Consider the following 26456-nt stretch of genomic DNA (forward strand, 5'->3'; position numbering starts at 1 on the left):
ACATTAAGATCGGCCAGCGGCCTATTGTGAGTAATTTTATTGAGCCCTTTGCCATTATTTTAAGCATATTTGAGGTTTGAAAAGATAAGACTATTTAATGAAGATTGTAATTGCAGAAAAGCCATCTGTTGGCCGTGAGCTTGCTAAAGTTTTCGGGGCAACCACCAGAAAAGACGGATACATTGAGGGTAAAGGCTATTCTTTTACCTGGGCATTCGGTCATTTACTGCAATTGGCACCACCACAGGATTATGGTTTTATTGGCTGGCGTAAGCAACATTTACCCATGCTGCCACAAAAATTTAAACTGGCTATCCGTAAAATCAAAACCAAAGATGGCTTTGTTGATGATCCTGCAGTAAAAAAGCAGCTCGATACCATTAAGAAACTTTTTGATGAGGCTACAGAAATTATTGTAGCAACGGATGCCGGGCGTGAAGGTGAATTAATCTTCCGGTACATTTATTACTTCCTAAAATGTAAAAAACCGTTTAAACGCCTGTGGATTTCCTCTCAAACAGATGAAGCTATAAAAGATGGTTTCAGGAATTTAAAACCGGGAACCGATTACGATACTTTATTTAATTCTGCCCACTGCCGCTCTGAATCTGATTGGTTGGTTGGTATGAATGCCACGCAGGCCTTAAGTATTTCGGCAGGAAACCGTACTGTGCTTTCGCTTGGCCGCGTGCAAACGCCTACTCTTGCCATGATTTGTGCGCGCTACCTGGAGATTAAAAATTTTGTACCGCAAACCTATTATCAAATCGCTATTCTGTTAAGCAAAGATGAACAGGTGTTTAAGGCCGTATCTACCTCAAACTACAAGGATAAAGAAGAAGTTGAAAAACTTTTTGCCCTGGTAGAAGATGTGGCATCGGGTTTCCCTACTGGTGGTAATATTACCGCTGTAGAGGCCAAACCACGAAAGGAACCACCTCCGTTATTGCACGATTTAAGTAGCTTACAACAGGAGGCCAATAAGAAGAAAGGCTATACAGCCGATCAAACCCTTAATATTTTACAGAATTTATACGAGAGCAAGCTCGTTTCTTATCCACGTACAGGCTCACGCTATATTGGCGATGATGTGTACGCCGGCGTGCCTGATTTGATTGCTAAATTTACCGATCATCCTGATTTTGGAAAACAGGCGCAGTTTTTACAAACCGTAACATTGAACAAAAGAAGTGTTAATGCAAAAAAAGTAACCGATCACCATGCCGTTTTACCAACGGGCGAGCAAGCTTACGGACTTAGTCCAGATAAACAGGCAGTTTACGACATGGTAGTTGGCCGGATGATTGAGGCTTTTCACCAGGAATGTCTGAAAGACCTGACCAAAATTACCATTCAATCGGGTGTTACTTTCGTTGCTAACGGAACAGTAATCCGTTCGGCGGGCTGGAGGGCGGTATTTAACGATCCGGAAGATGATAAAAAGGATGAAGATAATGCTGCACTACCTAAAGTAGTTGTTGGCGAACTTTTACCTATCAACGAAAAAACACTGCTGGAGAAACAAACCAAGCCTAAATCAATGTATAACGAAGCATCTCTGCTAAAAGCCCTCGAAACCTGTGGTAAAGAGATTGAAGATGAGGAGTTGCGTTATGCCATGAAAGATAGTGGTTTAGGTACACCCGCAACACGTGCTTCGATTATAGAAACCTTAATTACCCGCGAGTACATTACCCGCGAAAAACGAAATCTGGTACCAACCAATAAGGGGCTGGCCGTTTATGAGGTGGTGAAAGACAAGCAAATTGCACAGGCCGAGCTTACCGGGCAATGGGAAAAAAGGCTCGAAGAAATCAGGTCGGGATCGTCGGTAAAAGATTTTAAATCAGAAATTACCGAATATACCAAAATGATCACCAACGAATTGCTGATTGCCGGAGCAACTATTTCGGGTAAGATTAATGAAGAAAAGAAGCTGGAAAAAGCTTAGAAACTGTTTAAAAACGAATAAAAATTCACAGCTCTGTCAGGTGCTTTGGGCAGTGTCTCGCCCATTTGATATTGCGCAGAGATTTAAACAGTTTCTCAATTAAAGGTTTTTTTAATTAACTGCTCCAACGATGTGCTCAGGTTTTCGTCTTTTTGAATAAAGCCAATTGCGCCTGCCGCTAAAAAATTTTGTTCGAGTGCGGCCTTGTCGTTGCCGCTAAACATACAGATTTTAAGAGCTGGCTGTATGCTCAGCATTTCTCTTACTATGTTTGGAGAACTGTCTCCTTTAGGCATATTAATATCTAAAAGTACAAAATCAAACTGCTCCTTGCCCAGTAACTCCATCGTATCGGACAGATTACTCCTTTCGGAAATGACCGGAGATTTTATCCATTTAGCAAAAATCCGCTTCAGTAAGAGCCTCATCAGCTCACTATCATCGGCAATTAGAATTTTAATGTTTTCAACCATTTCGGAAAAAATGTAATTTACCTATACTTCATCCAGGTTAGCCATAGCATCATACTGCAAATTGCACTTATTCTGGCATTTAGATTCCTGGGGATTAAGATGACACAGGTAAAAATAATGATTTTATTGTCTTTTCACTTCAACTGATCTTATTATTTCCTTACAGGTCCATAAACTCCCATGCGCTGTGGTATCCGCCCAGTTTTTCGGTGTATGCAATAAAATCTGCATAAAATTTTGATTTAGACAATGTAGCGCTATCACCAATTACCACAAGCTTTTTTCTTGCCCTGGTCATTGCCACATTCATCCGTCGGGTATCTGATAAAAATCCGATTGTGCCTTCGGCATTGCTCCTGGTTAAACTAATGTACACCACATCACGCTCCTGCCCCTGAAAACTATCGATGGTGTTTACGGCAATTTGATTACGGTAAGGTGTTAAACTGTCATTTTCATTAATCAGGGAATTTAAAATTTGTACCTGTTGTTTGTATGGAGAAACAATGGCTACCGACGGAAACGGAGCCGGATTATTTGCTGCCAGCAAATTTTCTACCAGATGTGTTAAGTGTCTGATCAAAAAAGAAGCCTCATCAGGGTTTGTGGTACTGGTTCCGTCTAATTTTTCTTCAAAACTACAACCGGCAGTATCCATAAAATTAATGGGTGCATCATTTGCAAAAAGCAACTGATTAGCCACCGAATGATGTGCCTGTAATGCATCCTTATAAAATACTTTAGAAGAATAACCCATAATATCCTTATTCATCCGGTATTGTTCGTTTAACAACACAACCGATTCAGGATGAAGGCCTACAGTTTTTTCGAGTAAAGTATTGCCTAAGCCATTTCTGGATGCTTCGTTTGATTTTATTGTGGGCGAAAGCTGAAAGTGATCGCCAGCCAAAATTACTTTTTGTGCTTTTAATATGGGTATCCAGCAAGCAGGTTCCAATGCTTGTCCGGCTTCATCAATTACAATGGTTTGGTATTTTAAGTTACGTACGGTATAATGGTTTGCACCAACCAAAGTTGCCGTAATAATCTGGGCTTTGGTAAACAGGTTATCCATAATATACTGCTCTGTTTTTTCTACCTCCCTGCCAATTTTATGGGCTTCATCAAACAAGGCTTTCCTTTGGTCGCGTTCTGCTTTACCAAAGCTACGCTTATATTTGTGGGCCATGTTTTTATACTCGCTGGCCTGTTTCTTAAGCGCTTTAATGGTTTTCATATCCGGGTGACCAGCCATTTGATGATCAAGTGTAGCCGCAAGCAATTTTTCTGATACCCTGGCCGGATTGCCTACCCGGATTACCTTTAATCCTTCGGCAGCTAATTTTTCGGTCAGCAAATCAACAGCAGTATTGCTGGGCGCTACCACTAAAATCTTTTGATCGCTATGTTTAGCCAACGATTTAATGGCGTGAACAAGTGTAGTGGTTTTTCCGGTACCCGGCGGCCCATGTACAATGGCCAGATGATCGGCCGAAATGATCTTATTAACCGCAAGCTGTTGCGATTCGTTTAAGGTGTTGGGAATTATAAACTTCTCTTCGCCACGGAAGGAAGGTTTATCGCCCTGTGTTAAAATGCGGATCAGTTTATTTTCTGACTCGTTTTCGGCTAAATGTGTAGCCTGTTTTAGGGCAGCCTGCATTTCGTCGTAACTGTTGTTATCAAACAACAAATCAACCCCTAGTTTTCCATCTCTTGTCCAATCGGGCAGTTCATCTACCCTGAAAGTAATTTTCATCCGACTGCCGCTCTGGTGGGTAATTACCCCTTCAATGCGGTCTTCTTTGGCATCGTGATTGGAAAACAAAACCACCGATGATCCAAACCTGAACTGATGCGAAAAATCCTGATGCGTAGTGCGTTCGAGTTCTACGGTAAGGTAATCACCTCTGCCTATCTCCGTATTTCTGATGGCTATAGGGTACCAGGTTAAGCCCAATGCCCTCCTATCGACCGCAGAAGTATTTTCGGTAAGCTTTAAATAAGACTGTAAATCTTCTTCGCGCTCTATATTGAGCAAATCCTGAAGTTGTTTAAAATATTCTTTTGGCAATAGATGAAGTGTTTAATTGTTGAATGGCTTAACTGTTAAACTGCAAATTTTTAACTGATTACAGCACCAGCTCCTGGTGTAACCTCAGTAGTGTTTCTCCTGCATCAACACAAAGCCCGGGATGTACTTTTGAGCATTGTACAACCGTGCTCCGGGTAGCGGTAAGCCACCTGAAACGCGAAGCCTGATCGTATTGACCAATCGGCCCCGATCCTTTTGCAGCGGTGCTGATCCTTTCGAAAGCACAAAGATTGGCTTTCAGTTCGGCTAAGTCGATTTTAGGTGAAAAGGCTAATATGCGCGCTTCATCCAGGACAAAAATGCTCTTTAAAAATTTCTGCTTAGCGCAAAACAGTATAATCCCCACATTGATAAATTCTTCGCGTTCTACCCTTGGCATCACACGGATCACAGCATACTCAAATAAGAACTTCTCTTGCATATTGTGCTTCTTTTATAATGGTATCGGCATGTGATAACCTGGTGGTTAAAAAATGTGCGTAAGCTTTACGGTGATCGTTTGTATTGCTAAAATTAGTTTCACCTTCCAGCCAGTTATCCGGAATTAACGCAATCACAGCTTCAATTTTTTCAGGCGTAAGTATGGCTTTAAAAGTTTCATTTACCGCTTCTAATTCGGTTGCCCATGGCAACAGCACATGATCTTTAACCAAATAGAAGGGTTTAATAGCCTGCTCTTCCCAATTTTGCCACGAATGGTGAAAATATAGTGAAGCACCGTGATCGATTAACCAGAGCTCCTTGTGCCAAACCAGCATATTGGTATTTCTGCAGGTGCGGTCCATATTGGTTAAAAAGCAATCCAGCCACACAATCTGCGAGGCTAAGGTTGCATCAACAGTGGTAACCGTTGGGTCGAAGGTAATGGCACCTGATAAATAGTGCAGCGCAAGATTTAATCCTACACTCGCTTTTAGCAAATCCTGTATTTCTTCATCAGGTTCTGTACGGCCAAAAGCTTCGTCGAGATTGGCAAATACCAGTTCAGGTACGCGCAAACCCAAAATCCGGGCAATTTCGCCACCAATTAATTCGGCAATCAGCGCTCTTGGCCCCTGACCAGCCCCGCGAAATTTCAGTACATATAAAAAGTTATCGTCGGCCTCGGCAATGGCAGGCATCGAACCTCCCTCGCGCAATGGCGTAACGTACCTGGTTACATTTACTGTTCTTAGTTGTAAATCGTTCATAAACACGGATAGAACGACATTTAATTTATGGAATGTAGCATTCTAAACTAGCGGCAAATTTAACAGAATTAAAGCAATTATTTGGTCAAAGTTTAGTCAGCCAGAAAATGATTAAAATTTCCCGGGCAAGTACTTTATCAATATATTTTAGAGAGAGAATGATGCTTTAAATCATACAAGGCTAATCGTGCCCGAGGTATTCATTCCCTGTAGGGGTCATTGCTGCCGACCATTGTACCGATTCGCGGTTAATTTTGATTAGTCCCAGGCTTTCCAGTTCTTCGTAATCTTCTTCCATGCCGCCCAGAATAGAGGAACTCACCTGTTGATTGATTACCTCGAGTAGAGATATAATTTCTGATCTTTCCATAACAGTTAGCAATTAAATACATTTTGATTAACATAAATATAATCAAAATGTTTCCTGCTTAGCCAAATTGCAAGCCAGAAAAAGTATTTATTTCTTTCGGAGAGCCTGCCGCTTATTCCCTGCTATAAAAAAGATCGTTAAGCTAAGTCTTTAACAACTCAGTACACAGGTAAAACATATTGAAAAAAAATATTCAAGGTTAAGCCTAAAGCTTAAATCCCTCTTTACTAAGAACTTATTTTTGAGGCGAAGGCTCAAATTGAGCATCCAAGTATAATCTTAAAGTAAAAGAAATGTTAAAACTATTGCAATTTTCTAAACTACTCCTATATTTGTCCTCGAGAGCGTTAATTTAGATACGGGTATATGGCTTAGGCTGTATGCCCGTTTTTTGTTCTGGCAGTTGAAGCATGCCTTACAACTTTATCCAAACAAATCCTTAACCAGGGGCTATAAGCCTGAGGATTAAGGTTAATATCTTCCTGTAAGGACACTAAATCCATATACTTAAAGTCTTCTACTTCTTCCCGATTGATAAGCGGCAGTTCGTCCGTCATTCCGAAAAAAACGTGGTCTACTTCATGCTCGGTTAATCCGTTATCAAATTCGGCCTTGTAGGTAAATTTAAAAAGGTAGCTAATCTCGCACTCCATCCCCATTTCTTCTTTAAGCCTCCTTTTAGCTGCATGAACATTGCTTTCGCCAATTTTCGGGTGACTACAACAGGTATTGGTCCATAAACCTCCCGAATGGTATTTACTTTTGGCTCTTTGCTGCAGGAGCAATTCCCGCTTAAAATTGAAAATAAACACAGAAAAGGCACGGTGTAATGCCCCTACTTCATGTGCTTTCATCTTTTCCATCTGCCCCCGGGGCACATCCTCGCCATCTACCAATATAACGTGTTCTTCCATTTATATTACATTTAACTTGTTCCTGATGATTGAATCAAACATCAAACCAACTTTACGCGTATTTGAAATTCTAATCCTTTCAGTCATGATTTTTTCGGCGCTTAACCGTTTTATTTTTACAAAAAGCTTTTTATAGTAGATGTAGGTTAGATACACCCCATTCCGCGAACTTGCCGGCAAAAGCTTAATACCTGCAAGGGCTGCATCAAATTCTTCTTCTATTTCGGTTTCTATCTCTTGTTTTTGGGTATCACAAAATGCAGCCAGATTAACATTTGGAAAATAATTACGCTTTAAACCCTGATGATCAGCTTTCACATCGCGCAGAAAATTTACTTTTTGAAATGCTGAGCCCAGTTTCATAGCATAGGGCTTTAATCGTTCGTAATCGGCAATTTGGCCATTGGTAAATACTTTCAAACACATTAAACCTACAACTTCTGCAGAACCCAAAATATATTCGTTATACAACTCGGCAGTATATTTGGTTTCCGAAAGATCCATTTCCATGCTTTTCAGAAAGAGAACGATCAGTTCGTGATCTATTGTATACTGATTAACAACTTTTTGAAAGGAATTCAGGATCGGATTTAAGCTGATTCCCAGATTAATCGCCTCAAAAGTATCCTGTTTAAATTTATCGAGCAGTAACTTTTTATCATAGCGATGAAAACTATCTACTATTTCATCAGCCAGGCGCACAAAACCGTATATAGCATGAACGGGAAGGCGCAATTCCTTTCCGAGCATATATATACCAAAAGAAAAACTGGTACTATATCTTTTAGTGGTTAGCCTGCTGCAATCGGCAGATAGTTGATCAAAAATTTCTTTCATGTACGGCTTGGAATTGGATAGATTGTTCAAATTCATCAAGTGTTTTAAACCAATTGATGTGATCAATGTTTTTTAATTTGCTAATAACCTGGCTATTTCCGGCGAGGTGGATCTGAGCGGATGCACATATGGCCGATAGTTGATTGATATATTGCTGAGCTTTAACCGGAGCTTGTGTTTTAACCATAAAAATGAGCACATGATCTGCATTCAATACCGGATAAACTTGTTCAATAGCAGCTAAAGGCATTTTACTACCTAAAAAGACTACCTGCTGGTGATGTATGCGCAACATATAACTGGCAAAAAGCAACCCGATATCATGGTCTTCATATTCGGGCAAAAAAAGTAGCCATTTAGGTCCCGCACCCTTTTGAACGGGAATACTATCGATATGGGTAAATATTTTCTGGCGGATAATATTGGATAAAAAGTGTTCGTGTGCCGCGCAAATATCGTCTTTACGCCACATTAAACCTAAACGCATCAGCAAAGGATAAATAACCTTACGGTAACAAACCGAAAGCCCTAAGCCATCTATGCTTTCATCTAACAGGCGGTAAAAAGAAAACTCATCAAAAGCAATACCGTGCCTTACCAGTTGCGAAATATAATATTCGCTATGCTCATCATCTGGTGCCTGGGCAAATTCCTGATCAAGCAGCCTGTTCATTTCGGCATCAGAGAGCGAACAGATTTTAGAAATCTTTAGTCCGCTTTTAATTAAACTTACAATATTCAGCAACCGCTTTAACTGGTTGTCATCGTACAGCCTGGTATTCCCCTGCGAGCGCGCGGGACTTAAAGCACCATAGCGGCGCTCCCAAATCCTGATGGTATGCGCGTAGATGCCCGAAAGCTGTTCCAGGTCTGAAATAGAGTAAGTCATTATATTTTGTTCAAATATATTGCTTAAAATTTAAACAAAAATAATTCTCTGTTTATTTTTTTAAAAGAATCTACTCAGGCTAACGAATAAACATAGGCCTTTAAAAACAAACAGATTAAAAAAGAGCGGAAAAATAAAAGAGAGCGATGCTGGTAAATGTAAGCTGGCGCTTACTAAAGAGCTTCTTCTGTAAGCAATACGCCTTTTTCGCCATTACCGGTTTCGATGGTATGTACATGCTTATATGAATGGCTAAACAGATCGTAGCCATGTTCCATTTGTTTAATGGCAACAGTGCTTAAGGGATATTTAAAATTGGTTTGCATACAAAGCAGGTTATTATTGGCCAATAACAAGAAATCACAATCGTAACCTTTTTCTTGCAATTCAATAACCTTTTTGGTAATTGACACATTTAACCGGTTGGTTGTACGGATTTTGTTTTTCATGAGATATTGTGTTTAGGTAAATTCCGGGATGATAATTCGCTTAATAAATATATCTATAAAATATTACGATTCAAAATATAATATATTGTTTTACAACGAATTAAATCACACTCCTGTGTGTTTTGTTGCTACAAAACATTGCCTTTAAAACCTACTGAAGCAAACATCTTGAGCTGTAAAAACACTATGTATCATATTTATGACATAAAGTGTTAAAAAAGGTTACGCTGTTAAAATTAATTTCTAAAATTAAAATGCATGCTCTAATTTAGCTCTACTAACACACACGCACTTAATGAAACTAACATGTATCGTAATTGATGACGATATTCATGCCGTTAATGGTATAATATCTTACATCAATGCACTGGCCAATATCCAGCTTATCAAATCGTACACCGATCCCTTGCTGGCTTTAAACGAAATTACAGCAGGAGAAGCAGTCGACATTATGTTTATGGATGTTGATATGCCCCTTATTTCCGGGCTGGAGCTTTCCAAAGTAATCAGGCATAAAACTGATAAACTTATTTTCACCACGTCGCATTCAAAATACGCATACGAAGCTTTCGAAATGTACGCCAGTGCCTACCTGTTAAAGCCCTACACCTTTGCCCGTTTCGCCGAAACCATCAACATGCTCTTTCCTAAAAGGCCGGCAACACCCAATATAAACCTTAAACAAGAGGATGATTACTTCTTTGTTAGAAACAAAAACGACAACAATAACCTCATAAAAGTGCGGTATCCTGATATCGTAGCGGTAGAAAGTCTTCAGAATTATGTCAGAATTTTTACATTAAATGAAACAATTGTCGCCTATATCGCCCTATCCGAAATCAAAGTAATCCTCCTTAATTACGCCAATTTTGCTCAAGCCCACCGTTCGTTCATTATTGCAAAAAACTACATTGAGAAGGTTGAGGGCAATACTTTGAAGATGATTAACAACCTGACTATCAATATTGGCAGCAGTTACCGCGACAGCATCCAGGACTACATTAAAGAAAAAACGATTAAAACTAACCGCTCTTAAAGTTAAATTTTTGTTATTTTCGTATCACTAACCAATAAGCTCCGGGCTTTTTTTGGATGGTGATGTATTTGCCGTTCCCCAATTTACAAGTCGTTTACCAAATGAAACTAACAAAACAAAAAGAAAAAAAGTGGCCCGTTTTAAGCTGGATAGCCAGTAAAAAACTGCATATCATTATCTGGCTTGTCTTTATCTTTTACGAAGCCATTATTGTAGGCTTAATTAATGGAAAGTTTGGCCGTTTGGCTCCCTATGTTTTATACTACACGCTCAACATCACCACTTTTTATATACATGCACATATAGTTTTAGCCATAGGCCTTAACAAACCCAAACAAACCGCATGGAAATTACCATTACTACTCCTGGTCGAAATTGCTGCTTATTTTAGTATCTCCATCTGCCTCGATTATATCATTATCAACTATACCAATTATACCGGATCGAGAAGGATAACACTCGATCTGGTCTATTTCTCTGCGCCTTTATACCGCTGCGTTTATTTCATGTGTTTTTCTACAGGTTATTATTTTTTAACGCGTTATATTAAAGAGCGGAAAAAGACCGAGGAGCTGGAAAAACAAAGGCTAAACAATCTTATTCAACTCGCAAAATCCGAAAATGCATTTTTAAAAGCCCAGATACAGCCACATTTACTGTTTAATACTTTGGATTTTATTTACCAGAACGCCCGCGAATCGTCGCCTGTTGCTGCAGAAACTATCCTTTCGCTTTCAGAAATGATGCGCTATTCGGTAGATAACAATAAGGACAAAGATTTTGTATTGCTGGCAGAAGAAATTAACCAGGTAGAAAACCTGATCAATTTGCATCAGTTACGCCAAAATCACGGTATAGGTTTACGTTTCTGGTACGATGATGAAATCCGCCACATTAAAATTATACCCATGGTGCTCATTACCCTGGTTGAAAATATTTTCAAACACGGAGATTTGCTAAATGAAATTTATCCTGCCGAAATAAGCATAAAAGCTGAATCTAGTAAACTGATTATCGAAACGGCTAACCTGATTAAAGATACTAAAGACAGTTCGGGCTTAAATTCAGGCCTGGAGAACATCAAAAAACGTTTAACCTATACCTATGGTAAGGATGCAGAATTTAAATATGCAGTAACCGATGGCAACTGTTTTAGCGTAAGATTATCGATCATACTAAGAAAAGACAATCAACTTTAGTATTTTTACGTGGAAATCCCACATTACAATACAATTTCAAAAGAAATGATGATTTTCCTTGCCGAATAAATAAAAATCAGCAAGGAATGTTAATTTTTTCCTTTTTAAGTGCTGAAATTGTAATTTGCGTCATCTAAACCTATCAAAAATGTCAATAAGTTGCATCGCTATCGATGATGACCCCCATTCATTAGAGAGTCTGATAGCATACATGGATAAGCTTCCCGATTTAAAGCTTATTCAAACTTTTACCGAACCCATTCAGGCTTTGGCAGAGATTTCTGCTTCCAATCCTGTTGATATTATTTTTCTGGACGTGGAAATGCCTTCCCTTTCGGGCATTGAACTGGCTGGCTTACTCAGACAAAAAACAAAACACCTTGTTTTTACAACTGCCCATGCCCGTTATGCCATTGATGCATTTAAAGTAGATGCAGATGCTTACCTCCTTAAGCCCTACTCTATTTTGCATTTCACCAAAACCATCAATAATTTATACCCAACGGGCAAAAAAGCAGTTAATCCCTTTTCTATTTTTGAAGAAAATTTCTTCTACATCCCTTTACAAGGTCAGGATGGCAATCTGGTTAGAATTGACCTGAATGAGCTAATTGCAGTAGAAGACATTGACCATGATGTACAATTTAAAACAACTGTCAATACTTTTTTAAGCTCGAGGTCGAACTTTATCAAAATGCTGAATATGCTTAAAAAGCATTCTGCGTTTATTCAGATCAGCCCAACGGTTATCATTGCCAAACAGCATATTAAAAGCGTTTTGGGCGATAAGATATTGTTATCAAACGAAATTGCATATACCGTTCTTGATGCCTATAAAGATCAATTCGCACGCTTTGTAAAAAGCAACTTTACCGGAGAAAACACCCCGCCAGACACCTTATAATTAGCTAAATTTTCACACGCGCCTCTTCCCTCTTTTTATTTTCATCAAAACATTATTGTACAAACTTTGTATTAGGATAGTCTATTTAATAAATTAATTGATTATCCGTTTTGAAAAAAGTATTGGTTGTGGATGATGATCCAGATGTATTAGAGGTAGTGCAAGAGATATTAGAAACCGAAAATTACCAAGTTTATCCGCTCTTATCTCCACGGTTTATTTTTAAAGCCGTTAGGGACTTTAACCCTGATCTGATTATTCTGGATATTATGTTGAACGGAATGGATGGGCGTGCTGTGTTTAAAGAGTTAAAGTTAAGCAGCGAGAGCAATAACATACCGGTTATGCTTACATCGGCTAGGTTCGACGAAAGTTATGTGGTATCGCAAAGCTACAACCCCGACGATTATTTGCGCAAGCCTTTTACGATAAGCAGTTTATTACAAAAAGTAGGCACCCTGACCGAAAATTAAAAAACCAGATATGAATTTAAAATTAGTGATTGCAGGCTTTTTATTATCTGCTGCAGTATCAGCACAGATAAAAGCACAAACCAGACCTGATAAACTGTATTCGATGAGTGGTATCGGATTGGCTTTCCCAATGGGAGAAACTTCTGATTATTTTAAACCTAAATTTTCAACTTCACTGGGTTTGAATTTAGGCCTGGGCGATGGCGGTTTGTTTCTCTACCCTAAAGTAAGCTTGCATGCCTTTACTTTTAACCAGATTACCCCCGATGCTGGCTACACCTATACTTTACAAAAAGGCAGATCCACCACTTACCTTTTAAATGTAGCATTGGGTTATCGGAAAATTGTAGATAAATGGGCTTTTTACGGCTTTGCTGGTGCCGGTGGCGGAATTATCTTAACTCCGCAGGCCGGCGTTAACACATCCACACTGCAAGTTACCCAATCCAACAAATCGAACGGTTTGGGCATTGCCGAAGCCGGGGCAGGTATTGAATACAACCTGGGCGGAGCGAATTTATTTGTAGAAACCAGTTACATGTACGGTTTTGGTAAAATACAGAACCGCACTTTTAATACCATTCCTATTACCCTTGGCATTAAACCCAATTTGAGTAAATTGCTCAGCAAACTGTAATTACCCAACATACAAAATACAGCAGCGGTTACGTTAGATAAGTAACCGCTTTTTTTATGCTAAAGAAATAATCAAAATTATTTTTATACTAATTATTTTAGCATAGATTTGTAGTCAAAATTCATTCCATGTTGTACGCAGTTGTAGATATCGAAACCACTGGCGGTCATGCCTCAGCAAATGGCATTACCGAAGTTGCCATTAACATTCACGATGGGAATGAAATAGTAGAATCGTACACCACGCTGATTAATCCCGGGATAGCTATTCCGGCGCACATTACTGCACTTACAGGGATTGATGATGCCATGCTGAAAGATGCTCCCGTTTTTGATGATGTAGCTTTGCAAATTTACCAGCTGCTAAACGATAAGGTTTTCGTAGCCCACAACGTTAATTTCGATTACTCGTTTTTAAAACATCATTTAGGAGTGGCAGGTTACGATTTGCAGTGCACCAAACTGTGTACCGTTAGGCTCAGCAGAAAATTAATTCCAGGCAAAGGCTCCTACAGTTTGGGTAAACTTTGTACCGCGCTCGAGATTCCGATATACAACCGGCACAGGGCTGCCGGCGATGCCGATGCAACCAGTATTCTTTTCAATCTGCTGCTGGCGAGTGATGACAAGGGGATTATTGCAGAAATGCTTAAAAAAACCTCGAAAGAACAAGCTTTACCGCCCCATTTAGATAAAGCTTCGATTTTAAGGTTACCCAACCAGCCCGGTGTTTATTATTTTAAAGATAGTAAAGGCAAAATTGTGTATGTTGGTAAGGCAAAAAACCTAAAAAAACGGGTTATCAGCCATTTTACCGGCAATAACGCTAACCGCCAGCGCCAGGATTTTCTGCGCACCATACACCATGTTGATTTTGTGGTATGCGGCACCGAATTAATGGCTTTAATTTTAGAAGCCAATGAAATTAAACGCCTTTGGCCCGAAAATAACAGGGCCATGAAACGTTACGAGCACAAATACGATTTGTATGTATTTGAGGATCAAAATGGCTACCTGCGTTTGGCGATTGATAAACATAAAAAAAACAACCGCGCATTTCAGAGTTTTAATAATCTGCTGGAAGGTTATAATTTTTTAAACCAGATGGTTGATAAATACCAGCTTTGCGCCAGGCTATGTTACCTCCAAAAAACAGCAACCAAATGTTATGCGCACGAAAACGGGCAATGTTTCGGAGCATGCAGTGGTATTGAAACCGTAACAGTTTACAATAAGAAGCTAAATGCTGCACTGGCAGATATTCAAAAACAACAGCCTAGTTTTGCACTGGTTGATGAAGGCCGGGATGCCAACGAATTTAGTTGCCTGTTAGTAGAGAAAGGCCAGTTTTACGGTATGGGCTATTTTACCGATACCCAATATCTTTCGGATGGATTAGCGCCAATTAAAAACGACTTATCCACCTATCCTTCTAACAGTTATATTTTGAACCTGATTTTAACACATGCGGCGCAATACCCGCAAAAATTGTATAAATTGTAGCTATGTAACTCTACCTGTATGGATATTTCAACCTTTCGTACTTACTGCCGCTCATTCGATGAAGTTGTTGAAATGCCGCATTTTGAAAAAACTTCTTTCCGGGTAAACAAAAAGATATTTGCCAGTTTAGATCTTCAGCATAAGCGTGCTACATTTAAGTTGTCGGTAATCGACCAGTCGGTTTTCTGCGATTATAGGCCTGATAAGATAAAACCTGCAACGGGTGCCTGGGGCAAGCAAGGCTGGACTATTTTTGAAATAACCGATCTTCCTGATGAAATGGTTATTGATGCCCTTACCCTTTCCTACTGCAATGTGGCACCACCAAAACTAGCAGTGAAGCACAAAAGACACTAATTTCCGACTACACAAACAGATTAATACTAAAAAGTAGTATAAAAATTTGCGTAAGTGATTCCTTACATTTATATTCGTAAGTAATTACTTACATAATCATGAGAAGAGATGTATTTCAGGCCATTGCCGATCCCACTCGAAGAGAAATTATCAACCTTATTACCCATAAAACGCTAAACCTGAATGCCATTGCCGAAAATTTTGACATGAGCAGACCAGCTATTTCGCAGCACATCAAAGTGCTCACAGAATGTGGCTTAATTGAAATGAAGCAGCAAGGTCGCGACAGGTATTGTTACATTCAGTTTCAAAAACTGGCAGAAGTAGCGCAATGGGTTGAGCAATACCGCACCTTCTGGACCAGTAAATTAGATGCTTTGGCAGTACACCTGTCAAAGGACGAACAGAAATAAAATTTAAACTAAACCCTATAAAAATGGAAAACGAACCACTTATTGTAGAACGGGTATACAATGCCCCTATCAGTAAAGTATGGAAAGCTTTAACCGATAATAATGAAATTAAACAATGGTACTTCCAGTTAGCAGATTTTAAGCCAGAAGTTGGTTTTAAATTCGAATTTACCGGCGGACCAGACGATGGACCTCAATACCTGCATTTATGCGAAATAACCGAAATTATTGAAGGCAAAAAACTTGTTTACAGCTGGCGTTATGATGGTTACCCCGGAAACTCGCAGGTAAGCTGGGAGTTATTTGAGCAAGGCGACAAAACTTTACTAAAACTAACTCATACGGGTTTAGAAAGCTTTGCTGCTAACGGTTCGGATTTTGCCAAAACGAGCTTCAATGGTGGCTGGAACTACTTTGTTAACGATGCGCTTAAAAATTATCTTGAGCCGGCAGCTTAACTAATCCTCATCATTATACCGGGCGTAATGAATGCGCCCGGTATAATCGTTAAATTTCTGCTAAAGCCTGTTTTATAGCACCGTAAATATAATCGAGGTCAGCATCGCTGATCACATAAGGCGGCAGAATATAAATGATATTGCCTAAAGGTCTTAATATAATGCCTTTATCTAAAAAGTAAGCATACAACAAGTTGCGCAGGTTACTTAAATAAGAAGTTTCATTACCTGTTTCCCATTCAATGGCGATAATTGTGCCTGTTTGTCTAACCGATTTTACTTTGGTGTGCCCTTTTATTTCCTGTAAAAATACAGCATGTTTAGCCTCTACCCGCTTAATATTAGCCAGGGTTTCTTCTTTCAGTAAAATATCTAAACTCGCCAGCGAAGCTACACAAGCTATAGGGTTTGCTGTAAATGAGTGCCCGTGATAAAGTGTCTTTAGTTTATCCTCACTTAAAAAGGCATCAAAAATTTCATCGGTACAGGTAGTGATTCCCAAAGGCATAGTGCCTCCGGTTAAACCTTTACTTAAACAAATAATATCAGGTTTCTGGTTCAGTTTTTCGCAGGCAAAGTAAGTTCCGGTGCGACCAAAACCCGTCATTACCTCGTCGGCGATAATTAAAATACCGGCCTTTCTGCAAGCTGAAACCAGTTCATCAAGGTATTTTGCTTCGTACATTAGCATCCCACCCGAGCCTAAAATTAATGGCTCAAAGATAAAACAGGCGGTATCTGTCAACTGCGAAATATAAGCAGTAAGCTCCTCGATATTATCAGCATTTGGCAGCTCAATAAAATCGACATCAAAAAGCAAACTGTTAAAGGCATCGGTAAAAATGCTGCGTCCGCTAACCGACATGGCGCCAAAAGTATCACCGTGGTAAGCATTTTTAAAGGCCAGGATCCTGGTTTTGGGTTTACCTTTATTATCCCAGTACTGCAGGCACATTTTAAGCGCTACTTCTACGGCTGTAGAGCCATTATCGGTATAAAAAACCTTGTCTTGTTTACCCGGTAAAATAGGCAAAAGCCTTTCAGCCAGCAAAACAGCAGGTTCGTGGGTAAAACCGGCAAAAATTACGTGTTCAAGTACGCTAAGTTGCTCAGCAACCTTTTGTGCAATATAAGGGTGTGAATGACCGTGAATATTCACCCACCACGAAGAAACTGCATCAATATACTTTTTACCGTTCTCGTCGAAAACGTAAACACCTTCACCCCTTACAATCGGAATGTGGGGTAAAGCATTTTTCATTTGGGTATAAGGATGCCAGATTACTTTTTTATCGCGTTCGGCTAAATTTAAGTTGGTATCTGGAGCTTGAAATTCTGAAGTATCTGACATAATAATTAATGATTTACGGAATATTGATCTTTTAAAAGCTGTGCTACGGTTTTATCTGTTTTAAAGGTGATTTCATCGATGGCTAAATCTTCAATTTTAACCCACCTGAAAGCCTGCAAAATTTCACCTTTCCCATCGAAATCGTAAATTTTAGCTTTAAAAGCCAGTTTTAGGGGTGCTTTTTCCTTAACCAGATAGTACACGCTAATCACCTGACTATCGTTAAACGATGATTTTTCATAAAAATCTGTAGTGTAAAAATGCGAGAGTACATTAATTTCAGCCTCACATTCTTCTACAAATTCACGCTTCAATCCGTCTATCAAACCTTCTCCTAACTCTAAGCCACCTCCGGGAAATTTACTGAAACGGAAGCCATATTCTTCTTCATCACTTACCAAAACCTCGTTATTCTGGTTAATTAAGAGCCCGTACACGCGGACATTAAAGTAGCTCATTTTCGAAATGCTTTTTATTTTTGATTACAATTTCAGGTGTCCACACAATTTCTTTTCTAAAAGCTTCCGATCGTACCGGACACTCGCTCATATGACAATAGTGGCAACATTCGGGCAAACAGGGATCGGCATGAATAAAAAGCTCAGCCTTGCGTACACCGTTTGAATTGATGAGTTCATCAATCTGCGAAATTTCGCGATGCACTTTATTTAAATCGAAATAGTAAGGTAAAGTTACATGGCAATCGATATGAAATTCGGGGCCATACTGCTGTGTGCGCAGGTTATGTACATCTATCCAGGGGTTATGGCGGTTTTTCTGCAATACTTCCACCACCTCTTCCACCAAAGTAAAGTCACTTTCATCCATTAAGCCCCCAACCGAACCACGCGTGAGTTTATAACCCGAGTAAACAATATAAAAACCTACCAGAACAGAAAGCAAACTGTCCAGCCAAATAATATTTGTTAGCTGAATCAGAATTAAGCCTACCACAATGGCAGCGCTGGTATAGGTATCGGTTAACAAGTGCCTGCCATCGGCCTGCAAGGTAATAGAATGCTGATCTTTTCCTACATTAATAAGATATAAGCCAACAATCATATTAACCAGTCCGGTAATTCCAATAATCAGCGTTCCCTCCAGCAATTGCCCTACTGTATGTGGGTAAATGAGGTTGTAGGATGATTTGAAGATAATGATAACACCCGCAATCAGGATCAGGATTCCCTCTACAAAGGCAGAGAAGAATTCAACTTTACCATGTCCGTATGGATGGTTTTCATCGCGGGGTTGCGTACTGAGGTAAATGCTGTAAAAAGCAAAACTGCCGGCAATTACATTTACGATACTTTCGGCAGCATCGGTTAAAATGGAGTTAGATCCCGTAATAAAATAAGCTGTAAACTTGGCCAGCATCAATAAAACGCTCACCACTAACGACAATACAATTGCTTTTTTCTTTACCGACACAGTGCTTTTTTGTACAAAAATACGCTTATCGCATAAATTAAATGAGAAAAATATAGGTTTTTTAGTGCAGAATAATATTTGGTTTATATATTTGCGCTCAAAGTAATTAACCATGAGCACCTTATCGAAAAGAATCAACAGCCTGTCAGAATCTGCAACCCTTAAAATGACCAAACTTGGCCGCGAACTAGCGTCAAAGGGCATTAATATAATCAGTTTAAGCGTTGGTGAACCCGATTTTAACACGCCAGACCACGTAAAAAATGCTGCTAAAAAAGCATTAGACGAAAATTATACACGCTACTCGCCGGTACCGGGATATCCTGACCTGCGCCAGGCGATCGTAAATAAACTTAAAACAGAAAACAATTTAGATTACGATATTTCTCAGATCGTGGTTTCAACAGGTGCCAAACAATCGTTATCGAACGTAATTTTAACATTAATTGATCCGGATGATGAGGTAATTATCCCTACACCTTACTGGGTTTCTTATTCAGAAATGGTTACGCTTGCCGAAGGTAAATCTGTTTTTATCGATACAGATATTGAAAGCAATTTCAAAATTACGCCTGCACAGCTAGAAGCAGCCATTACCCCAAAAAGTAAATTATTCATGTTCTCTTCGCCTTGTAACCCAACCGGTTCGGTTTACAGCAAAGAAGAGTTGGCAGCTTTAGTAGCAGTTTTCGAAAAACACCCGAATATTTACATCCTTTCTGATGAGATTTATGAGCACATCAATTTTGTAGATAAGCACGAATCAATTGCGCAATTTGATAGCATTAAAGACCGTGTAATTATTGTAAACGGTTTCTCTAAAGCATTTGCAATGACTGGCTGGCGATTAGGTTACATTGCTGCAAACAAAGAAATTGCTGCTGCAAACGATAAGTTACAAGGACAAACCACTTCTGGTACTTGCTCTATTGCACAACGCGCAGGTATTGTGGCTTACGAACAAGGCTTAGAAAGCGTTTTAGTAATGAAAGAAGCCTTTTTGCGCAGAAGAGAACTGGTTTACAACTTATTAAACGAAATTCCAGGTGTAAAAACCAACCTGCCTGATGGTGCTTTTTACTTCTTCCCTGAAATCAGCTCTTTCTTTGGTAAAAAAGATGCTGATGGCAACGTAATTAAAGATTCTGCTGATTTAGCTTTATATCTACTAAACGTAGGTCACGTAGCAACTGTAGGTGGCGATTCGTTCGGTAACAACAACTATATCCGCTTATCTTATGCAGCATCAGACGAGAGCCTGGTTGAAGCATTAAGAAGAATTAAAGAAGCTTTAGGTAAACTAGCCTAATTAACTAACAGTTAATGGTTTTCAGTTAACTATATCACAACAAACCCCTCGTTAATTCAGTTTAACGAGGGGTTTATTTTTATCCGGTACCTGGCATCACACCGAGAACCAAAAGTATCTTTTATATTTTGAAAATGAAGGCCAGTATTTCATGGCAAATTAGTCCTTCTTTCCGTTATTAGTCCGCATCCGGTGAAAAACCGGCTTTGCGGGCTATCCACTTCAATAAGGTTTATTAACCGCGACAGCTACACAGTATTCACCTTTGCAAACTGCCAACTGCCAATTGAATTAACTTCTTATCGCCTCAACCGGGTCTAACCTCGAAGCCGAATATGCTGGCCAGAATCCGGAAATAGTACCGATAATAATCGAGATCCCGATTCCTAAAGCAATATTATTCAAGCCCAATATGATATGGAAATCTGTTGCAGCACCAATCCCAAGCGCAAACAGGTACACGAGTAACAGCCCGAGCAACCCTCCCAAAATACAAAGGGAAATAGATTCAAATATAAACTGTAGCAATATGAAATAATTTTTAGCGCCCAACGATTTTTGAATCCCGATAATGTTGGTCCGTTCCTTAACCGAAACGAACATAATATTGGCAATACTGAAACCACCTACCAAAATAGAGAAGCCACCAATAACCCATCCGGCAATATTTACCATTTTAAACATCGAGTCTAGCTGGTTCGATAAAATGGTGGTTTTATTCAGCGCAAAATCTTCTTCCTGTCCAGGCCTGATGCGGTGAATAGAGCGCATTAAACCCCTCAATTCACTTTCTACCTCTTCCAAACTCACATTATCGTTACCACGCACAGTAATTTGTGGTCCGTAACGTTCGCTCTGGATATCCAGTACACCTTTAGCAAAACTGATCGGAATATTTACGTTTTTATCAAGCGAAGTACCCAGCATATCTTCACCCTCTTTTTTGAAAACACCAACAACGGTTAATCGCCGGCCTAAAATCTGAACCTGCTTTCCTACCGCTCTATCTCCATCAAAAAGACCATCGGCAATATCAGAACCTAAAATACAAACCGGCGAACCATTTTTACTCTCATTTTCGGTAAAGTAACGTCCATCCTCTAGCTCAAAATTCCAGGTTTTATTAAAATCGTGTGAGGCTGCCCAAACCGAAATCCCCTCAACCGAATTACTTCGGTACTTAATGGTCCGGTCGTTAGTCGATATTTCGAAGGTTACGCCTTGTGCATTTTCAATCCTTTCGCGTAGCGCTTCAAAATCGCGTAACGAAGGCTGAGGGCGGTTCATGTATTTCCACCAGGGATAATTATCGCCAAAGCTCCAGGGCCATTTTTGCACATAAATGGTGTTTGAACCTAGTTTATCAACGCTCGATTGCAGTTTACCCCGAAAGGTATCTACAGCAGAAAATACCGCAATAATGGTAAAAATACCAATGGTTATAGCCAAAAGCGATAACATGGTACGCAATTTATTCTGGCGCAACGCATCAAATGCAAAACGGAAACTCTCGCCTATTAGCCTAAAGATTATCATAATTAGAGATTAGATGCAAAGCCTGTTAAAAGGTTACAACATATCTTCAAAACTAATTAATTTTTATGGCTGCGAGGCACTAACAAACTGTATAATTTAACTTAAAATGAAGTAAAACATAATATACTTCAAATGCGTTTGATAAAATACCGAAAAGAAAAATTAAATTCGTATTTTTGCACCTCAAAAAATTCATCAGGAATGAAATTATCACAATTCAAATTTAACTTACCTGAATCATTGGTAGCCAATAACCCGGCTGAAGAACGCGACGAAGCTCGCCTAATGGTTTTACACAAAGACAGCGGTAAAATTGAACATAAAATTTTCAAAGACGTTTTAGGTTATTTCGACGATAAAGACGTAATGATATTGAATAACACTAAGGTTTTTCCTGCCCGTTTATATGGTAACAAGGAGAAAACCGGTGCAACTATCGAAGTTTTCTTATTACGTGAATTAAATAAAGAACTGCGTTTATGGGATGTTTTGGTTGATCCGGCCCGTAAAATCCGCGTTGGTAATAAATTATACTTTGGTGATGACGATTTGTTGGTTGCTGAGGTTGTAGATAACACTACTTCACGCGGACGTACTATCCGTTTCTTATTTGAAGGTACCGACGAAGAGTTTAGAAAAAACGTTGAAATTTTAGGCGAAACACCACTTCCTAAATACATTAAACGTAAAGCCACCGCTGAGGATAAAGAGCGTTACCAAACTATTTTTGCTAAACACGAAGGTGCTGTTGCAGCTCCTACCGCTGGTTTACACTTTAGTCGCGAGTTAATGAAACGCCTTGAGCTTAAAGGTGTTGATTTTGCTGAAGTAACTTTACACGTTGGTTTAGGAACTTTCAGAACGGTTGAGGTTGAAGATTTAACCAAACACAAAATGGATTCTGAGCAGTTTATTATCGAGCAAAAAGATGCCAATATTGTGAACAAGGCTTTAGAAAACAAAAGAAAAATCTGTGCAGTAGGTACTACTTCTATGCGTGCAATCGAATCGGCTGTTTCTGCAAACAGAACTTTAAAGGCTGCAAACGACTGGACCAGTAAGTTTATCTTCCCTCCTTACGATTTCAGTATTGCAAACTCTATGATTACCAATTTCCACACGCCAGAATCTACTTTATTGATGATGGTAAGCGCTTTTGGTGGCTACGAAAACGTAATGAATGCGTATGAGGTTGCAGTTAAAGAAAAATACAAATTCTATAGCTATGGCGATGCCATGCTAATTATATAAGTTTTGCGGTTGGCGTTTAGCGGTTTAGTGCTAAACGCCACACCCTAAACGCACAACTATGAAATACTACGCTATAATTGTAGCAGGCGGTTCTGGCAATCGGATGCAAACAGAAACCCCAAAACAATTTTTATTGCTCAAAAACCTCCCGGTTTTAATGCATACCATAAAAGCTTTTGCGCAAAGCGAATCTCAGCCTAAAATTTTATTGGTTTTAAATAAGGAGCAGCAAGCTTACTGGCGCAGGTTATGCGATGAATTTAATTTCCGCATTCCACACCAGGTGATTGATGGTGGTACAGAACGCTTCCATTCGGTTAAAAATGCGGTTTATACCATTGAAGAAGATAGTTTTGTGGCTATACATGATGCTGTTCGTCCGCTGGTTTCGAAAACATTAATCGATAATGCTTATCAGGCTGCAGCGCAACGGGGTAACGTTATTGCCGCTGTACAATCGAGCGATAGTGTACGGCAATTTAAAAACGACAAAACATCGGCATTGAAGCGCGATGAGATCTATCTGGTACAAACACCTCAAACATTTAGCCTTAAGGTGCTTAAAGAGGCTTATAATCAGGAATTCGATAGCCATTTTACTGATGATGCCAGCGTGGTAGAATCAATTGGCTATAACATCAATATTATTGAAGGTGAACGGAGTAATATTAAAATCACCTATCCTATAGATTTGGAGCTAGCCGAGTTGCTGCTCAAACACTAATTTTATTGTAAAAGGAGTTTCAATAATTGAAACTCCTTTTTGTTATTCATCTGTTTTAAAGTGTACTTAAAAGAGGTGCATAGCAGATCCTTATATTTTATGCTGCCCTGCCAATAATTTTAAGCAGAATGGCAATCACTGCGATAACCAACAAAACGTGGATTATACCGCCAACATCGCCGAAGCCGTGAAATATAAATCCGATGACCCAAAGTATTACCAATACTACTGCGACTAAATACAATAAATTTCCCATAGTGTTAATTTTTTAGTAATGTAAATTATTGCAGTATTAACACCTGATTTTTAGCTTTTGTTTAAGATTTGTAAAGATTTATTGGTTTGATTTTTTTTTGCCCGCAGATTAAAGAGGATCAACGCAGACACATTACATAGTTTCATCAGCGTACTCTGCGAGATCAGCGGGGAATAAACCTCCAATTACTCTCCCGCAGATTTAAGATGATAAACCGCGGATACAATACATAGTTTCATCAGCGCGCTCTGCGAGATCAGCGGAAAAAAAAAATCCAACTACTCTCCCGCAGATTAAAGAGGAAAAACGCAGATACAATACATAATTTCATCCGCTTGCTTTGCGAAATCAGCGGGAAACACAATTTTCAATTATTCCCCCCGCAGATTAAAGAGGATCAACGCAGATACAATACATAGTTTCATCAGTGTGCCCTGCGAGATCAGCGGGAAACAAAACTCCAAATTATTCTCCCGCAGATTTAAGAGGATAAACGAAGATACAATACATAGTTTCATCAGCGTGCTCTACGAAATCAGCAGAACCAAACCTCTAATTATTTTCCCACAGATTTAATTGATCAATATGCAGATTAAATGGATAGCACTATCAGCGTACTCCGCGAGATCAGCGGGAAACAAAAAAAGGAATTGTTACAAGCATAAAAAAACCTCCCGGTTTCGCCGGAAGGTTCCTTATTTTGTTGTTAGTATTCGTCCTCGTTAAAGAAGAAATCTTCTTTCGTTGGATAATCTGGCCAGATTTCCTCAATAGTTTCATAAGGCTCGCCATCATCTTCTAATGCCTGCAGGTTTTCAATAACTTCTACAGGGGCACCAGAACGGATACCGTAATCAATCAATTCGTCTTTAGTTGCAGGCCATGGTGCGTCTTCCAAGTGCGATGCTAATTCTAATGTCCAATACATATCATCAATTCAATTTAATTCGTATTCCTTTATTATGCGCAAAGTATATTAAAATTTTTGAGCAAAACAAACTTATTTTTCAACTATCAAACCCGCGGGATCCAAATGTTTTCTTCCGCGTTGAAATCCATCGTCAGTTTTCGTGCCAAAACAAACAAATAATCGCTTAAACGGTTCAGATAAATCGTTACCCGCTCATCTACAAAGCTATTTTCTGCAAGCTCAACAGCAAGGCGTTCTGCCCTTCTGCATACGCACCTGGCCAGATGACAGTAAGATACTACAGTATTTCCGCCGGGCAGTACAAAATGTTTTAAAGCAGGTAAAATTTCATTCATCTCGTCCATCTCCTTTTCGAGCAGAACAATGTCGCTATCATGCAAATCGGGGATTTTCATTTTCGATTTCTCAGGGTCGGCCGCTAAAGATGCGCCTACCGTAAACAAACGATCCTGTATTTCCTTTAACAACTGTTTGTAATGCGGATTAATATCCTGGCACATGATTAAACCGATGTAGGAATTGAGCTCATCAACGGTTCCGTAGGTTTCGATACGGTGGTGAAATTTAGGCACGCGGGTACCACCAATAAGTGAGGTTTGACCCTTGTCGCCGGTTTTAGTGTAGATTTTCATAATGAAAAGGTTAAAGGCAGGAAGTTTAACGTTTAAAGCCTTATGCCATCAACCTTAGTTAATTTTCTCCCAATCGCTACCACTCTCTTTCAAAGCCTGTAAGCGTGGTGAAACATTTTTCACTTCGGTGTTTAAATAATCGTTTTCGATCAATCCGTCGCGCATACGTACAATCCGATGTGCGTGCTGGGCAATATCTTCTTCGTGTGTTACCAGAATAATGGTGTTGCCTTTGCTGTGAATCTCTTCTAACAAACCCATAATTTCGATTGAGGTTTTGGTATCTAAGTTACCGGTTGGCTCATCGGCAAGAATGATAGAGGGATCGTTAATGAGTGCTCTTGCCACAGCTACACGCTGGCGCTGACCACCCGAAAGTTCGTTAGGTTTATGGTCCATACGGTTACCTAAACCCACATTCTCTAAAGCTTTGGCAGCTCTGGCCTGACGGTCTTTTTTACTGCTTCCGGCATATATTAATGGCAAAGCCACATTATCCAGTGAAGTTGAACGCGGTAACAAGTTAAAGGTTTGAAACACAAACCCAATTTCTTTGTTACGCACTTCGGCAAGCGCATCATCACTCATGTGACTTACATTTGTGCCATTTAACACATAAGTGCCGCTTGAAGGAGTATCTAAACAACCTAAAATATTCATCAAGGTCGATTTACCCGAACCAGATGGTCCCATCAGTGCTACAAATTCGCCTTTATTGATATCTAAAGAAACTGATTTTAAAGCGTGAATCACTTCAGATCCAATAACATATTTACGGCCAATTTCCTTTATAGTAATGAGTGGTTTCTCCATGTTTTTTCTTTTTTAGACAAGGGCAATGGCAGGTATGTTACAAGAGATTAAAAATTTCGTGCCGAAATACCTGTA

The 26456-nt window shown here is 39.4% G+C and carries 30 protein-coding genes; 13 read left to right on the top strand and 17 right to left on the bottom strand.

The genetic code is table 11. The annotated features are described in order from the left end of the window. The first annotated feature begins 97 nt into the window (after positions 1-97). On the top strand, positions 98-1951 hold the full coding sequence (topB, locus tag HWV58_RS07405; RefSeq protein ID WP_175633473.1) for a DNA topoisomerase III: 1854 nt from the start codon (positions 98-100) through the stop codon (positions 1949-1951). A gap of 95 nt (positions 1952-2046) precedes the next feature. Here the strand turns inward: topB and HWV58_RS07410 are convergent, their stop codons facing one another. The 9 genes from HWV58_RS07410 to HWV58_RS07450 all read right to left on the bottom strand — a co-directional run bounded on the left by HWV58_RS07410 (position 2047) and on the right by HWV58_RS07450 (position 9168). Continuing rightward, positions 2047-2424 (bottom strand): response regulator, encoded by a 378-nt coding sequence (locus HWV58_RS07410; protein ID WP_175633474.1) that lies wholly within the window; start codon positions 2422-2424, stop codon positions 2047-2049. Positions 2425-2584: 160 nt separating this feature from the next. Then, complete coding sequence (locus HWV58_RS07415) at positions 2585-4498, bottom strand: AAA domain-containing protein (protein ID WP_175633475.1); 1914 nt, start codon at positions 4496-4498, stop codon at positions 2585-2587. Between the two features lie 58 nt (positions 4499-4556). Next, positions 4557-4940 carry a DUF3037 domain-containing protein gene (locus HWV58_RS07420; protein ID WP_175633476.1) on the bottom strand — a complete coding sequence of 128 codons (384 nt, stop codon included), beginning with the start codon at positions 4938-4940 and terminating at the stop codon, positions 4557-4559. Beyond that, a complete protein-coding gene (locus HWV58_RS07425) occupies positions 4918-5709 on the bottom strand; it encodes a HipA family kinase (protein ID WP_175633477.1) in 792 nt (263 codons plus the stop codon). Before HWV58_RS07425 ends, HWV58_RS07420 begins: the two co-directional genes overlap by 23 nt. A 181-nt stretch (positions 5710-5890) precedes the next feature. Next, on the bottom strand, positions 5891-6079 hold the full coding sequence (locus HWV58_RS07430) for a hypothetical protein (RefSeq protein WP_124560338.1): 189 nt from the start codon (positions 6077-6079) through the stop codon (positions 5891-5893). A gap of 371 nt (positions 6080-6450) precedes the next feature. Further along, positions 6451-6993 carry an isopentenyl-diphosphate Delta-isomerase gene (gene idi / locus HWV58_RS07435; protein WP_175633478.1) on the bottom strand — a complete coding sequence of 181 codons (543 nt, stop codon included), beginning with the start codon at positions 6991-6993 and terminating at the stop codon, positions 6451-6453. After that, positions 6994-7830 (bottom strand): phytoene/squalene synthase family protein, encoded by an 837-nt coding sequence (locus HWV58_RS07440; RefSeq protein ID WP_175633479.1) that lies wholly within the window; start codon positions 7828-7830, stop codon positions 6994-6996. Continuing rightward, positions 7814-8719, bottom strand: coding sequence for a MerR family transcriptional regulator (locus HWV58_RS07445; RefSeq protein WP_175633480.1), 906 nt, complete (start codon positions 8717-8719; stop codon positions 7814-7816). Before HWV58_RS07445 ends, HWV58_RS07440 begins: the two co-directional genes overlap by 17 nt. Positions 8720-8892: 173 nt before the next feature. Then, complete coding sequence (locus HWV58_RS07450) at positions 8893-9168, bottom strand: hypothetical protein (RefSeq protein WP_175633481.1); 276 nt, start codon at positions 9166-9168, stop codon at positions 8893-8895. Positions 9169-9463: 295 nt separating this feature from the next. On the opposite strand from HWV58_RS07450, the gene HWV58_RS07455 reads away from it, so the two are divergent. The 9 genes from HWV58_RS07455 to HWV58_RS07495 all read left to right on the top strand — a co-directional run bounded on the left by HWV58_RS07455 (position 9464) and on the right by HWV58_RS07495 (position 16147). Beyond that, positions 9464-10204: a LytR/AlgR family response regulator transcription factor gene (locus HWV58_RS07455; RefSeq protein WP_175633482.1), complete on the top strand. Its 741-nt coding sequence runs from the start codon at positions 9464-9466 to the stop codon at positions 10202-10204. 101 nt (positions 10205-10305) lie between these two features. Next, on the top strand, positions 10306-11403 hold the full coding sequence (locus HWV58_RS07460; RefSeq protein WP_175633483.1) for a sensor histidine kinase: 1098 nt from the start codon (positions 10306-10308) through the stop codon (positions 11401-11403). 148 nt (positions 11404-11551) lie between these two features. Beyond that, positions 11552-12307 carry a LytR/AlgR family response regulator transcription factor gene (locus tag HWV58_RS07465; RefSeq protein ID WP_175633484.1) on the top strand — a complete coding sequence of 252 codons (756 nt, stop codon included), beginning with the start codon at positions 11552-11554 and terminating at the stop codon, positions 12305-12307. A gap of 110 nt (positions 12308-12417) precedes the next feature. Next, on the top strand, positions 12418-12780 hold the full coding sequence (locus tag HWV58_RS07470) for a response regulator transcription factor (RefSeq protein ID WP_175633485.1): 363 nt from the start codon (positions 12418-12420) through the stop codon (positions 12778-12780). Between the two features lie 10 nt (positions 12781-12790). Then, on the top strand, positions 12791-13417 hold the full coding sequence (locus HWV58_RS07475) for an autotransporter outer membrane beta-barrel domain-containing protein (protein ID WP_175633486.1): 627 nt from the start codon (positions 12791-12793) through the stop codon (positions 13415-13417). 128 nt (positions 13418-13545) lie between these two features. After that, positions 13546-14919, top strand: coding sequence for an exonuclease domain-containing protein (locus HWV58_RS07480; protein WP_175633487.1), 1374 nt, complete (start codon positions 13546-13548; stop codon positions 14917-14919). 18 nt (positions 14920-14937) lie between these two features. Then, positions 14938-15276, top strand: coding sequence for an MmcQ/YjbR family DNA-binding protein (locus tag HWV58_RS07485; RefSeq protein WP_175633488.1), 339 nt, complete (start codon positions 14938-14940; stop codon positions 15274-15276). A gap of 98 nt (positions 15277-15374) precedes the next feature. Next, entirely contained in the window at positions 15375-15689 is a 315-nt protein-coding gene (locus HWV58_RS07490) for an ArsR/SmtB family transcription factor (protein WP_175633489.1), read from the top strand. A 23-nt stretch (positions 15690-15712) separates the two neighbouring features. Continuing rightward, the gene (locus HWV58_RS07495; protein WP_175633490.1) at positions 15713-16147 is read left to right on the top strand and encodes an SRPBCC family protein; all 435 of its coding nucleotides are present in this window, start codon (positions 15713-15715) and stop codon (positions 16145-16147) included. A 49-nt stretch (positions 16148-16196) separates the two neighbouring features. On the opposite strand, the gene bioA is transcribed toward HWV58_RS07495, so the two are convergent. Genes bioA through HWV58_RS07510 form a run of 3 tightly spaced genes read right to left on the bottom strand, consistent with a single transcriptional unit; the run spans position 16197 to position 18929 of the window. Further along, positions 16197-17498: an adenosylmethionine--8-amino-7-oxononanoate transaminase gene (gene bioA / locus HWV58_RS07500; protein WP_175633491.1), complete on the bottom strand. Its 1302-nt coding sequence runs from the start codon at positions 17496-17498 to the stop codon at positions 16197-16199. Between the two features lie 5 nt (positions 17499-17503). Further along, a complete protein-coding gene (locus tag HWV58_RS07505) occupies positions 17504-17956 on the bottom strand; it encodes an NUDIX domain-containing protein (protein WP_175633492.1) in 453 nt (150 codons plus the stop codon). Further along, a complete protein-coding gene (locus tag HWV58_RS07510; RefSeq protein ID WP_175633493.1) occupies positions 17943-18929 on the bottom strand; it encodes a cation diffusion facilitator family transporter in 987 nt (328 codons plus the stop codon). Before HWV58_RS07510 ends, HWV58_RS07505 begins: the two co-directional genes overlap by 14 nt. Before the next feature lie 112 nt (positions 18930-19041). On the opposite strand from HWV58_RS07510, the gene HWV58_RS07515 reads away from it, so the two are divergent. Next, the gene (locus tag HWV58_RS07515) at positions 19042-20238 is read left to right on the top strand and encodes a pyridoxal phosphate-dependent aminotransferase (RefSeq protein WP_175633494.1); all 1197 of its coding nucleotides are present in this window, start codon (positions 19042-19044) and stop codon (positions 20236-20238) included. 291 nt (positions 20239-20529) lie between these two features. Here HWV58_RS07515 and HWV58_RS07520 read toward each other — a convergent pair whose 3' ends face one another. Then, the gene (locus HWV58_RS07520; protein ID WP_175633495.1) at positions 20530-21774 is read right to left on the bottom strand and encodes an ABC transporter permease; all 1245 of its coding nucleotides are present in this window, start codon (positions 21772-21774) and stop codon (positions 20530-20532) included. Between the two features lie 201 nt (positions 21775-21975). Here HWV58_RS07520 and queA point away from each other — a divergent pair, with 201 nt between their 5' ends. Both queA and HWV58_RS07530 read left to right on the top strand, forming a co-directional pair. Continuing rightward, positions 21976-23025: a tRNA preQ1(34) S-adenosylmethionine ribosyltransferase-isomerase QueA gene (gene queA / locus HWV58_RS07525; protein WP_175633496.1), complete on the top strand. Its 1050-nt coding sequence runs from the start codon at positions 21976-21978 to the stop codon at positions 23023-23025. 58 nt (positions 23026-23083) lie between these two features. After that, positions 23084-23749: a 2-C-methyl-D-erythritol 4-phosphate cytidylyltransferase gene (locus HWV58_RS07530; RefSeq protein WP_175633497.1), complete on the top strand. Its 666-nt coding sequence runs from the start codon at positions 23084-23086 to the stop codon at positions 23747-23749. A 97-nt stretch (positions 23750-23846) separates the two neighbouring features. On the opposite strand, the gene HWV58_RS07535 is transcribed toward HWV58_RS07530, so the two are convergent. The 4 genes from HWV58_RS07535 to HWV58_RS07550 form a co-directional block, all read right to left on the bottom strand. Beyond that, positions 23847-24005 (bottom strand): lmo0937 family membrane protein, encoded by a 159-nt coding sequence (locus HWV58_RS07535; protein ID WP_143009563.1) that lies wholly within the window; start codon positions 24003-24005, stop codon positions 23847-23849. A 706-nt stretch (positions 24006-24711) separates the two neighbouring features. Next, positions 24712-24933 (bottom strand): DUF2795 domain-containing protein, encoded by a 222-nt coding sequence (locus HWV58_RS07540; RefSeq protein WP_010603503.1) that lies wholly within the window; start codon positions 24931-24933, stop codon positions 24712-24714. 86 nt (positions 24934-25019) lie between these two features. Then, entirely contained in the window at positions 25020-25568 is a 549-nt protein-coding gene (locus HWV58_RS07545) for a cob(I)yrinic acid a,c-diamide adenosyltransferase (protein ID WP_175633498.1), read from the bottom strand. A 54-nt stretch (positions 25569-25622) separates the two neighbouring features. After that, positions 25623-26381, bottom strand: coding sequence for an ABC transporter ATP-binding protein (locus tag HWV58_RS07550; RefSeq protein WP_175633499.1), 759 nt, complete (start codon positions 26379-26381; stop codon positions 25623-25625). Between the last annotated feature and the right edge of the window lie 75 nt (positions 26382-26456).

Origin of the sequence: Pedobacter ghigonis (genome assembly GCF_903166585.1) — a bacterium.
In the GTDB taxonomy this organism is placed as follows: Bacteria; Bacteroidota; Bacteroidia; order Sphingobacteriales; family Sphingobacteriaceae; genus Pedobacter; species Pedobacter ghigonis.